Below are 12293 nucleotides of genomic sequence, written 5' to 3'. Positions count from 1 at the left end.
GCTCACTCTTCTTGGCTATACCAGTGATTAGGCTGATGTCATTAAAACTTGGGGGCTTGCTCCCAGGAAAGACCTGCCGCATCTTTAGCATTGAGCGATACCTCCACGCCCGCTGGAATTGGCCATTGGATCGCGATGGTGGGATCGCACCATGATAAACAGACTTCACTCTTTGGATCGTAATAATCGGTGGTTTTGTATAAAAACTCTGCGGTATCGGATAACACCAAAAAACCATGGGCAAAGCCTGGTGGGACCCAAAGCTGACGGTAGTTTTCAGCACTCAGCATCTCGCCTACCCATTGACCATAGGTCGGTGAGTTTTTTCGCAAGTCCACGGCTACATCAAAAACTGAACCGGCAATCACGCGTACGAGTTTACCTTGGGTGTGTTCGAGCTGATAATGCAGTCCACGTAGTGTCCACTGGCGTGAAAAGGAATGGTTATCTTGCACAAACTCGACCTGAAGTCCAGTCGCGTTTGCAAAATCGTTGCGATTAAAAGATTCGGTAAACCAACCACGCTGGTCCCCAAAGACCTTAGGCTCCACTATCAACACCTCCGGGATCGCGGTGGGCTTGACTTGTAATTTCGGATTAGTTTCCATGATTATTGCTTTATCTTGGCAGATAAACCAATCGGCTGTGGATTGGTAGTGAGTTCATGGAGCATTTTAGTGAGGTACTGACCATAACTATTTTTACTAAGTTGGGCAGCCACTTTCTCCACCGCTTCTTGGCTGATCCAACCTTGTCGGTAAGCGATCTCTTCGGGACAAGCCACCATGAGACCTTGACGTTTTTGCAACGTAGCGATAAAGCCCGCCGCATCCAAAAGCGAATCGTGCGTACCGGTATCGAGCCAAGCATAGCCGCGCCCCATGATCTCAACGCTCAATGCATTGCGATCGAGATAAACGCGATTCACATCGGTAATCTCAAGCTCGCCCCTGGCGCTGGGTTTAATCGAGGCGGCTATATCACAGACCTGGGTATCGTAAAAATAAAGTCCGGTTACCGCATAACTACTGCGCGGCTTTGTCGGTTTTTCTTCAATCGAGAGTGCCTTGTAGTCTTTGTCAAACTCCACAACGCCATAGCGCTCGGGGTCATTCACGTGATAGGCAAATACCGTGGCGCCATTGGCTTGCACATTCGCCCGTTGGAGTTGCTCCACGAGCTCATGGCCATAAAAAATATTGTCACCCAACACCAATGCGCTGGGATGATCGCTCACAAAAGAGCGGCCCAAAATAAAGGCTTGGGCTAAACCATCGGGTGAAGGCTGCACGCAGTAGCTAATATTCAAGCCCCACTGCGAACCATCACCCAATAACTCGGTAAAGCGCGGTGTATCGTTCGGAGTGGAAATTAACAAAATATCGCGAATACCAGCGAGCATCAGGGTCGTTAGCGGGTAATAGACCATCGGCTTGTCATAGACGGGCATCAATTGCTTCGAGACCGCTTGAGTAACCGGATACAAACGTGTGCCCGAGCCTCCCGCCAAAATAATTCCTTTACGCCGATTTGAGTTTGTTGTCATGTGATACCTTTTATAACGTTCATTACTCGCGTTTATTTATGTATTTTAGTTTCCAGCACATCATCACCTCCTACCTCATGAGGACTTACCCATAACAAGGCTGGCAGTAAGCCCAGCAAATAAAACAAGATTTCCAAGCCATGACTGATGGCTAACTCCCCGGTGGTGTAGACAAAAAATACCAAGACGACTAAGCCTAAAACAGTCATTTTGGCTGGATAAGAATCGTTGACAGCATTGATGAATGTGATAGCCAAAGACGACAGCAAAAGACCTAGTATCGGTAAACCAAATGCGAGTCCCAATTCCACCCAACCGCTATGGGTTGCAACACCGGGTTTTAACGGATCCTCGAGCATTCTTTGAGGTGCATTGGGATGTTTGGCAAAAGGATAGGCAAGCACTCCAACCCCTTGCGGGTTTTCAAGAATGGCTCGTGAGCCCGCAGTGGCCCAAGCAATGCGCTCATAGTTATTAATCGTGACAGTTTGTCCTCTGCTATTAAGCGGATAACCCATCTGTGCAGGGTTTTGCCAATGCTGATACTTATCAATCTGAACTGCAATTTTGGCATCCTCGATTAACGTACTCCATCCTCGATTAAGTTTTGCTTGTTGAAGCGCAAAGAAAATAAATAGCATCAAACTAATTAAGACTAATAAAAAACCAAACCAGTGCTTCAGACTTGGTTGACTGAGTTGGCTTTTAATCAAGAGGATAATGGCGCAAGTAAACCAAAAGAAGTATAAGATTGACGATAGCCCGATACCATTTCGAGCATCCACGATATATACAAAAGACCATAAGGCCATTGCCGTTGCAATGAGCCAAGCAATCGCAATCCAAAGATTGGTAGAGCGTAATTGATAATGGATCGAGCGCAAATGATCAAATAAAGCGCCATCCACACCAGCCAATAAAATCGTCCCCATCAGCACCGTATTGATCTTTAAATGAAAAAGGTAATGATCATAATCGGGGACTAATAATTTATGCTGCTCTATGGCTCTTGGGATGTACTGATAAAACAGCACCAGAAAAGCAGCAAATATTCCAAGCCATAAAATCGTTAATCGATTGGGGTATTTGTTAAGGGCAAGTCCGGTTCCAATACCCAAGATACATGCCAAAATAGCCCTCAACCAAGTACTCTTTAATTCCTTCCATTGCTGAATAGGGTCCACTGAAAAAAAGAAAAAATGGGTTATAACCCATATAAATGCAAGGAAAACGAGGAGAACAGGCAATACTTTCGCTAGAGTCAAGTGCCTGCTAAGCCTCCCTTGTCTAAATTCACTGATGAGGTAATACAGGGATACTAAAGTCCCTATGACAAGCAAAATATTACGAAGTGCAATTGTATTTTTAGCAGCCCATATGCCGAGCAAAACACTACTCAGAATTAGTAATGCCCACTCAAGGTAATACTTTGATGATTTTGCTTGGGCTGCAGTTGCCGTTATATTGGTGCTCATGATCAAGTGATTATGCAGCTTTTCGTACATGAAAAAGAGCGTGCTAGGATTTGTGAGCCCACTCAAACAGCTCCAGTTGCAACCAATCTGTGCACATATTCACGTACCATGTTTTCCCATTCTGGGAACTGAAACTCGTTGATAAATGCATTTGCGGATCCCGGCTTTACCAGCAGGCTACGAAGCTTATCTGTTGACATGCGTGAGTTCATCGGTCTTGGAGCGGGAAGCGAGTATTCAGCAGTCAAAATTGGCTGAATTGCCTTGGCATCCACTTTGAATTGCACACCTGCATCCATAGCGGATTGGATAGCCAATGTTGCCAATCCATGCCAAGTTGTTTGCCCATTCGGTACCGCGTGGTAAATACCAGATGGAAACGACTTAATACACCCATCTTCACCCAGAGCCATTAATAAACTAATGCCCGCTAACCATGCTGAGCTTGTAGGCGCGCCATGTTGATCTGAAATAATCTTGAGTACCTCACGTTCTTTTGCAAGTCGCAAAATCGTGCGAATAAAGTTCCCCCCGTCTCCATACACCCAACTGGTACGCAAAATTGCAAATTGAGCCTGTGGATTGCGATTATTACGAAAGGCATCCTCAATCGCCGCTTCACCGGCTGCTTTGCTTTTGCCGTAGATCCCCAAGGGATTGCGCGCATCGGTCTCGAGATAAGGAGTGGCTTTAGTCCCATCAAAGACGTAATCGGTCGAGTAATGCACCAGGGTTGCACCCTCTTTCACAGCGTATTGCGCCATGATGGCGGGAGCATTGGCATTAACTGCATAGGCTAGATCGATTTCTTGTTCAGCTTGATCAACGGCTGTATACGCAGCGGCATTGAAGATAAGTTGCGGTTGAGTTTCGTGCAGAAGATTCATTACCGCATCGGCATCACTTAAGTCGCACTGCGCACGACCCACATATTGAATATCATGTGAGGCTCCAAATTTTTGAGCTTCAAAGGCGCCTTGAAAGGCCTTACCCAATTGGCCATCTTTACCAAAAACTAGGATGTTCATCGGGCGCTGTTTAAAAAAATTAGCTGTATTGCTTTTGCAACCAGTCGCGGTATGATCCACTCACCACGCCCTCAACCCACTTGGGATTATCGAGATACCACTGCACGGTTTTGCGAATGCCGGTATCAAAGGTTTCAGCAGGTCGCCAACCGAGATCGCGCTCAATCTTGCGCGCATCAATTGCGTAGCGCCGATCGTGGCCAGGGCGGTCTTTGACAAAGGTGATTTGCTGGGCGTAAGACTTCCCATCGGTTCTCGGCCTTAACTCATCCAAAATCTGGCAGATGGTTTGCACGACACTGAGATTGGTTTTCTCATTCCAGCCGCCGACGTTGTAGGTTTCTCCAAGCGCACCGTTAGCGAGCACCGCCCGAATGGCAGAGCAATGATCGCCCACATAGAGCCAATCGCGCACTTGCTGACCATCGCCGTAGATGGGGAGAGCCTTGCCATTGATCGCATTAAGGATCACCAGGGGAATGAGTTTTTCGGGGAAATGGTAGGGCCCATAGTTGTTCGAACAATTGGTGGTCACTACTGGCAAGCCATAGGTATGAAACCAGGCGCGCACTAGATGATCTGACGCGGCTTTAGACGCCGAATAGGGACTATTGGGCTCATAGGGATGGGTTTCACGAAATGCAGGGGCAGTGGGTGATAGCGAACCATAAACTTCATCGGTGGAGACATGGTGAAAACGAAATTTTCGTTTTGCATCGTCTGGTAAGCCACTCCAGTAATCGCGCGCGCACTCGAGAAGATTAAAGGTACCTACGATATTAGTCTCAATAAAATCAGCTGGGCCATGAATCGAGCGATCCACATGACTCTCAGCCGCAAAGTTCACAATCGCTCGGGGTTGATGCTCTTTTAAAAGTTGGGTGACCAAAGCACAATCGCCAATGTCTCCTTTTACAAAGAAATGACGCGAATCGTTCTTTATAGAATCAAGAGTCGCCAAATTACCGGCATACGTCAATTTATCCAGATTGATGATGCCTTCAGCATGGGGATCTTTGAGCCAATCAAGCACAAAGTTGCCGCCAATAAACCCTGCGCCACCAGTTACTAAAATCATGTTTTTTAACCAAATATCGCTATAGAATGATTGTAAAACATAGTCACAAATTTCCTTTTACTTTTTAAAACGATTCATTTGAAAACAATAGCCAACCCGGTGATTCTTATTCCGAGTCATCAACCCAATCCTTCGACAGAGGAAATGTTTTCTTTGAGTCAATGTCAGAAAATCTTAGGTCATTTTCCGATCTTTTTACTCCATCCAAAGGGCATGCAAACCAGCATATACCAATCACTAATTCCTAACCTTCAGTTTCTGAGTGTGGCGCCAGAAAGGATGGCAAGCATTGCTGCTTATAACCGGCTAATGATTTCTCCATACGTATTTAATGCATTGCGACACTACACCCATGTTCTAATTCATGAGCCCGATGCGATCGTTCTAAAAAATGAATTGCTTTTTTGGTGCGAACAGAACTTTGACTATATCGGCGCACCATGGTTTAACTCTGATCAAAAAGATGATTTCACCCTAAAAGCCACTGGAAATTTCGGGCTCTCCTTAATTAAATTAAACACGGTAAATGATTTATTCTCAAAAAATCCTCGTTGGTACTCCTATTTGATGATTTTCAGAGATCTGATGCGCGGCTTAAGAGGTAAGCACACAAGCCTACAAAAAGCACGGTTGGCTACTGGCAAGTCTGGAAAATTAGCACATGCGGCAGATTTATATTCCGATCATTGTGATATGTTTTGGAGCTATCTTGTCCCCAAATTGGATTCTCATTTTTTTATTGCTCCCCCTGAAAAAGCAATTCGATTTGCTTGGGAGACTCATCCGGTTAAATGCCAAACGATTTGTGGTAATCACCTGCCCTTTGGTATTCATGCCTGGGCAAAATACGATGGCAATTTCATTCGCTCACTTATTTCAAAATACGAATCAACTGATTCCCTGAGCCCAATAAATAATTAAATTAAAAGATGCGATTTGCTAACTATTACCAGCAAGACCGAATAAAGAATGACTCCTTTGCAGAGGTTGATCGGCATCACACTTACAACCCAACTTTTACCAATCGGTTGCTCCGCTTGGAATTTCTCAAACACGGAATCGAGTTAAATAATCCCGATGTGAATGAGGGTCGTCCGATTGTATTTAGCATCTTGCATGATGGTCAAGCGCTTGAGCAAATCGCTAATCCAAAGTATTTAATTGCTACCGAGAACCCGTATATTTGCCCACGCAATCAGGATCGGTCCTACCTTTTGCAATTTGATGGGGTCTTTACCTGGAACACAAACTTTGCGGATCTACCGAATATTAGTCACCTATTTATCCCCAATCAAATTAGATGTCAACCTACCCCCGCGTTTTCTGAGAGACCAATCTTCTCTTGCATTATTAATGCGAACAAGGCTTTTCCAAAAGGTCTTAAGAATGATCTTTATCGGGAGCGCCTGGAGGTCATTCGTTGGTATGAAAAAAATGCGCCTGCTGCTTTCTCGCTCTACGGTCTTGGTTGGAATAAACCAGCACCAGCATTTAGTGCCCCTGAAAAAGTCACACGCCGCTTCATGCGCCTAGCAAGCCAATTGTTTGGTTATCGACCTTTTCCAAGCTATGCCGGAGAAGTGGTCGATAAAGAGTCAATCTATCGAAAAACAAAATTTGCCTACTGCTATGAAAATGTCGCCAATCTCCCTGACTATATTAGTGAAAAAATCTTTGATTGTTTTTTTGGTGGCTGTGTCCCAATTTATTGGGGATCGCATACTATTGATGAGCACATTCCCCAATCATGTTTTATTGATCGGCGAAATTTTAAGAACACAGCGGAAGTACATCGTTATCTCTTGAGTATTGATGAGCAGCAGTATGCGCAATATCAAGAGAACATTCGACAATTTCTCATGAGTCCAAAGGCTATGGAATTTGATACAACTACCTACGTATCAACCATTGTTACTAGGATTCTTGGTGATTTAAGACATGATCAATAGATTTCTATTGGATTACGATAACCCGGATGCTGGGATTGGTCATTCTATGGGGATCATCAATCGGGCCCTAAAGATCGCCAACCGCAATCAGTTGCAATTGGTTTACTCCGAATCGCAGCTTATTAAGTCTAATCGTAGTTCTATGCACTGGAACATGAAACAGTGGATGAGGCGTCTTAGGGGCAAAAAGGCCTATGAGACGCATAATATTGGCAATGATTTAAATCTCATGCTAAATATTGGTCAACTTTTACCGCGTCGCGAAGATATCGAAAAAAGGATTAACCAACATCAAATAAAACTTCTGGAGTTGCCTAGACTGCAAATCGATATCCCAACGAACATACAAAATGATGATGAGGCCTATCGTGAAATTGACGCATTTATTAAAAGTCACCCCGAATCTAATATTGCCTTCAAAGTCAGTCCAAATTTATCTGGCGATTATGAGTATGCGGCAACCAAAGATTGGTTTATGAATGCCTATATCAAGGCGAGAGAACTTCATCCGATTGCACTGACATTTAACCCGAATCAATTCAATATTGCAGTTCATGTTCGTCGAGGCGATTTATTGCCAGGTCGCCAATACTCCGATCTCTCGAACCGAATGTTGCCAGACGCATGGTATCTAAAAATCCTGGATGCTGTGACCCACCTCCCCAGTAAGGAGGTTGCCATTCACATTTTTAGCGAAGGAAAAGATGGTTGCTATCTCTCTGAGCATGGCAATCCATTCTCATGGAAAGACCATTTTCGCGATCGGCCGTATTCAATCATCGAGCATATTGATAGCGAATTTCTCAGCACTTTCCATCATTTGTTACATGCCGATGTTTTAATTGGCTCCAAAAGTGGCATGAGTCATTTAGCGGGAATGTTGAGCACGCGCATCAAGATCATGCCAACTATGTGGCACTCTTATCGTGGAGCCAATCAACTACTAGAAGTATCTGGATTAGAGTCCGAACTCAACCAAGAGGCTATTACCAAACATATACAAAATTATTTAAGCCTTGCTTAAAGCCACCCAAAGGGTGATCACCAATCTCTCTAGACGAGTTAGCGGCGTCCAAAGGCCGCAGCGGCGGTATTGAAATCGGGCATAGATTTCCGCGCATGCTTTGCGGGATATTTCCGGAAAGCATCTTTTTAAATGCCGCAGAAGCCTAATGGCGCTCCCCAACCGCTTATGCCAAGGCAGGGGTTTGGGACGCAGTTGAGAATCGATTCCCAATAGGGTCAGGTAGCGTATCTGAACTTCGGCAGTCGAAAACTTCAAGTCTTCACTATGAATTGCACTTGCTTGAGTAGGATATTGACGGTATGTGAGCAGTCTTTTTTTTAGATTTTTAAACCGATAACCAGATGCTGCTAACTGAGCCCATAAATAGTAATCTTCCGAAGTCCTCATAATAGAGGCGTCATATTTGAAGCATTTAAAGAGTTCTGTACGCGCGGTCACCGCGGAGTTGCATAAGGTGCAATAGATTGAGAGTAGCGCGCGCAAATCGGCGTCCGTAAATTTGTCTTTGGATTTTTTGATCCGTTGCGTGGCATCATCCAAGACCCACTGGGCACTGCCGCACACATCACACTCGTTGTTTTCTAACACGCGCAGCTGGGCCTCAAGTCGCATGGGGTCTGCAATATCGTCTGCGTCCATGAGTGCGATGTATTTACCCTTAGCTAAATCAATGAGGGCATTACGGGCATAAACCACGCCGTGATTTTGGTCCGAGAGCACCTTGATAATACGGGGATCGGTATAGCGATTAATGACCGATCGGGTTTGATCGGGGGAGCCATCCTCAAAAATCAGGAGTTCCAGATGCGTATGAGTTTGCGCGAGGATGCTCTCAATTGCTTGACCAATGTATTTCTCACTCTTAAAGGCCGGCATGATGACGCTCACGAGCGGCGTGGTCATGGCAGCTTGCGTGCTCATTAGATGAAGCTTTGCAAATAGCGCCCCACGCGCTTGATTTTTTTCAAGGCGCGCGAGAAGATCGATTTGTTGCTCGGACCAAGATCGAGACTCAAATCCCAACTCGATTGGTAAATCACGCCTAGATAGTTTTCCGTGAGCTTCGGGATAGACTCGCCCAGTCGGCGCAAGATAAAGTAATGCCAATCGTAGTAATACACCCGAAACAATTGCTCAATGGGGTGAAGGGGAATCGCCCGAAAGTTCAAAAGCGCCTCGAGGTAAATTAAGGTCTCGGGGTGCTCGCGCGTGCACAGATCCCACAAGGTTTGTCCTCGGGGTTCTAAATACTCGGTATCGAGCGATTGCCACACGGCAGCCGACCAAATAAAGGGTGGGCAGGGGCAATAGTAGTTGGGGCCCGTGCGTCCAAAGATGGCCTTGACGCGCTCGGCCTCGCTTTGCAAGTGTCGCGGCGCTTTGCCGTAGTTTCGGTTGATCGCAAGCTGGTGGTATTCCTTATTTTGGTAGATCACCGTATAAGGATTACCGTCGCTCGCGATAAAGTCGCTTTTTTGAAAGTCTTGAATAAAAATGCAATCCGAGTCTAAGCACACGTAATTCTTTGCCAGACCCAGGCGCCAAAATTCGGATTTGATGACCTGCTGCGCAAGCCCCCCCGACTTCGTCTTATCAATACCCAATGGCGCTCGTGGGTTAGCGCGCACAATCGACTCGTCCGAGACCCACTGATAACCCTGAACGCCAATTTGACGTTCGAGCTCAGCGCGCTCGCTCTCCGGAGTGGAGATATAAAAATTGAGCTGGTCTTTGTTGTATTGCTCAATCGATACCAATAAATTGCGCAGACGCAAAAAGTCCTTGGAGTAGGACTTGCAGTACAAAACAATATCTTTCAAAGGCGCGCCCGCTTAGCTGTAAAGGTGACTCAAAATGGTGTGAACCGCTTGATCCACCCCAATTGGATTGTAAATCGGGGTAATGAGTTGCTGACTCTTCCAATCAAGCCAAATGCGCTCGAGCGTCATGGCAATGCCTGCCGCATCGCCATCCGCGCTCAGATACGATCCACGCTCCATGAGCATCTGATCGAGCTGCGGATTGCGGTGCGTGACCCCCCAAATGGGGCGGCCCGCCCAGAGGTAGTCATAAAATTTCGACGGGATGTATTCCGCGCACCACTCATCGTTCCCATGCAAGAGAAGAAGGATATCGGCCTCTTGCATCTTTTGCGCTACGCGCTCACGCCCCGATTGACCGGTTACCGGATCGCGCTCAAGCCGCCCGTGCGCTACTAAGAGATCGGAGTAATCGTATTGCTTGATTGCCTCCACGGTTAATGAATCCAAGGGTGCGCCATAAGCATGCACTTTGATAAGCTCTCGGGCCTCTGGGTACTTGGCGACTAAGGTATGCACCGCCCGCAAAACCATGGAGAGCGAGCGATCATTGGCTAAAGAACCAAAGTGGCATAGATTCAAGTAGGTGCCATAGTGGTGAGGGGTGCGCTCTGCAGCAATCGGTGGATTGGCCCCCGGCATCACTACAAAACCACGGGCATTGCCTGGGGTATTTAAGTTTGGATTACGAATCTTGGCGTAATGAAGCGCCCCATCGGTAAACCACCACACATCATCAGAATACTTGCACAACTGTTGCTCAAGGTAATGGCGAAAGCGCGCATCGCGATTTTTGGGTTTTTCCATCCCCAGATCATTGGGACCTTTACGAATCACCAAGGGATCATGCACTTCGGAAATCAGTGGCAAGCCCGTAGCGCGTTTTAACCACACGCCTGCTAAGTGAGCTGACCATGCACTGCCAATCGAATAAATCACATCGACTTTGCCAGATTTGATAAGCCAATAGCCACGCAAAAACGCCGGGATCGCCCAGGACCATTGGCTCGAGTAACCCAAGAGGAGTTTTTCAATCGCAATGAAGGGGGCTAGGAGTACCGAAACCGTTCGAGTTGTCAGTTTATAAAACCATCCTCGTCCGTATTGATTGGCAATCCAATGGCGAAAGTCAAAGCGAAATGCTGACGGCCCCCAAGCTAAGAATTGATAATGTGGAAAGCGTGCATCCTTGATACCGGTAATCGCACTAAGGACCACAGGTTGCACCCCAGCCTCAAGAAGATATGGAATCTTATCTGTGATGGTAAGGCTTGCTGCCCTGCCATCCATATTGAATGCATGCGATAAAAGTAACCACTTCCGATTGGATTGTAAGCCGATAGAATCCATCTCGAAGTTAATCCTTTAGTATTTATGAACCATCATTCGAATTTTAAGTCAAAAATGCATGCTAAAAAAAATTGGCGAAATCGTTACCATCGCTATGCCAATCAATTGCAATTTTTAATGTGCAAACTCCGACAAAAACTTGTTCGTAATCCGCGATCGGGCTATACGCTTGTCGATGACCGACTCTATACCCTCAATCCAATTCGGCTAAAAAATTCTAGAATTCATCTGCAGTACCAAGCTTTTGTGCCCTCAAATGATCAAGAGGTTCACGAACTAAATGAATCGTTTTATCTTCTGCTGTTACACGAAGATAACTTAGCCCATTTTTTCCATGACATCTTCTTTCCTGTCTATGTTCGCTGGAGACAAAATCCCCATAAAGTATTTGCATCCATTAATGAAAATCGTTTTCTCAAAGATTTCTTGATTGCTGTTTTTGGGGTAAATAATGTAGTTTTCGCTAAGCGCTCAGATATTTATCACTTTCAAAATCTTCTCTTAACTCCTGAGAGTAGAAATATCCGATCATTTGATGGATATAAACAAATATGTAAAGAAATTAAAGCGATATGTTTTAAGCATTACGGTATTCAAGAAAACCGAACCCGTCATCTTTTGTATGGTCGCACCGAACTCACTCGCAAGAAATTATTAAATATCGATGTAAATTTTTTAAATACTCATCTTATCGAGCAACCCATTCTCTCAAAGTTATCGTTTGAAGAAACCATCCGCACTCTTGCACAGGCAAAAACCTTCGCTTACATTGTAGGCGCTGGCGTTTTTTATCTCCTTTTTCTAGATGAAAATGTGCGAGTACTGGAGATTAATCCTTATCAAAATAACTCGTGGGCCCAAATGTTTGGCCTAGCTGATTTATGCCAACTCCAGGTGCATGTTAGCAAAAACATTCATCCATCTAGCAATCCTGCGCAAGGGGATCCCCAGCTAGATAGCCATGTTTATTTTGATGAAGCCATTAAAGAAAAATTACTCATGCTAGCGTCGTAAGGCTAG

The 12293-nt window shown here is 45.5% G+C and carries 12 protein-coding genes; 4 read left to right on the top strand and 8 right to left on the bottom strand.

The window, feature by feature from the left end; genetic code table 11:
• Positions 1 to 41: 41 nt before the first annotated feature.
• From rfbC to rfbB, 5 genes are all read right to left on the bottom strand, one after another.
• Positions 42 to 608 (bottom strand): dTDP-4-dehydrorhamnose 3,5-epimerase, encoded by a 567-nt coding sequence (rfbC, locus tag QUE66_RS01510; protein ID WP_286223982.1) that lies wholly within the window; start codon positions 606 to 608, stop codon positions 42 to 44.
• Between the two features lie 2 nt (positions 609 to 610).
• On the bottom strand, positions 611 to 1546 hold the full coding sequence (gene rfbA, locus QUE66_RS01505; protein ID WP_286223981.1) for a glucose-1-phosphate thymidylyltransferase RfbA: 936 nt from the start codon (positions 1544 to 1546) through the stop codon (positions 611 to 613).
• A gap of 32 nt (positions 1547 to 1578) precedes the next feature.
• Positions 1579 to 3021, bottom strand: a complete 1443-nt coding sequence (locus QUE66_RS01500) for a hypothetical protein (RefSeq protein WP_286223980.1) — start codon at positions 3019 to 3021, stop codon at positions 1579 to 1581.
• Positions 3022 to 3083: 62 nt separating this feature from the next.
• The gene (rfbD, locus tag QUE66_RS01495; protein ID WP_286223979.1) at positions 3084 to 4049 is read right to left on the bottom strand and encodes a dTDP-4-dehydrorhamnose reductase; all 966 of its coding nucleotides are present in this window, start codon (positions 4047 to 4049) and stop codon (positions 3084 to 3086) included.
• A 19-nt stretch (positions 4050 to 4068) separates the two neighbouring features.
• Entirely contained in the window at positions 4069 to 5127 is a 1059-nt protein-coding gene (gene rfbB / locus QUE66_RS01490; protein WP_286223978.1) for a dTDP-glucose 4,6-dehydratase, read from the bottom strand.
• A gap of 78 nt (positions 5128 to 5205) precedes the next feature.
• Between rfbB and QUE66_RS01485 the strand changes: the two genes are divergently transcribed.
• The 3 genes from QUE66_RS01485 (at position 5206) to QUE66_RS01475 (ending at position 8100) form a co-directional block, all read left to right on the top strand.
• Entirely contained in the window at positions 5206 to 6048 is an 843-nt protein-coding gene (locus QUE66_RS01485; protein ID WP_286223977.1) for a DUF5672 family protein, read from the top strand.
• 8 nt (positions 6049 to 6056) lie between these two features.
• Complete coding sequence (locus QUE66_RS01480) at positions 6057 to 7076, top strand: glycosyltransferase family 10 domain-containing protein (protein ID WP_286223976.1); 1020 nt, start codon at positions 6057 to 6059, stop codon at positions 7074 to 7076.
• Between the two features lie 166 nt (positions 7077 to 7242).
• Complete coding sequence (locus tag QUE66_RS01475; protein ID WP_286223974.1) at positions 7243 to 8100, top strand: hypothetical protein; 858 nt, start codon at positions 7243 to 7245, stop codon at positions 8098 to 8100.
• On the opposite strand, the gene QUE66_RS01470 is transcribed toward QUE66_RS01475, so the two are convergent.
• The 3 genes from QUE66_RS01470 to QUE66_RS01460 are packed head-to-tail and all read right to left on the bottom strand — an operon-like array spanning position 8086 to position 11273.
• Entirely contained in the window at positions 8086 to 9024 is a 939-nt protein-coding gene (locus QUE66_RS01470) for a glycosyltransferase family 2 protein (protein ID WP_286223973.1), read from the bottom strand. The genes QUE66_RS01475 and QUE66_RS01470 overlap by 15 nt on opposite strands.
• Positions 9024 to 9923: a DUF6492 family protein gene (locus tag QUE66_RS01465; protein WP_286223971.1), complete on the bottom strand. Its 900-nt coding sequence runs from the start codon at positions 9921 to 9923 to the stop codon at positions 9024 to 9026. Before QUE66_RS01465 ends, QUE66_RS01470 begins: the two co-directional genes overlap by 1 nt.
• Before the next feature lie 12 nt (positions 9924 to 9935).
• Positions 9936 to 11273: a glycosyltransferase family protein gene (locus QUE66_RS01460; RefSeq protein ID WP_286223969.1), complete on the bottom strand. Its 1338-nt coding sequence runs from the start codon at positions 11271 to 11273 to the stop codon at positions 9936 to 9938.
• Positions 11274 to 11297: 24 nt separating this feature from the next.
• Between QUE66_RS01460 and QUE66_RS01455 the strand changes: the two genes are divergently transcribed.
• Positions 11298 to 12287, top strand: a complete 990-nt coding sequence (locus tag QUE66_RS01455) for a glycosyltransferase 61 family protein (RefSeq protein WP_286223968.1) — start codon at positions 11298 to 11300, stop codon at positions 12285 to 12287.
• Positions 12288 to 12293 lie beyond the last annotated feature (6 nt).

Origin of the sequence: Polynucleobacter sp. HIN6 (genome assembly GCF_030297575.1) — a bacterium.
Classification (GTDB): Bacteria; Pseudomonadota; Gammaproteobacteria; order Burkholderiales; family Burkholderiaceae; genus Polynucleobacter.
Note: the sequence above shows the minus strand (reverse complement) of the source record. Positions and strands in the feature narration are given on the sequence as shown.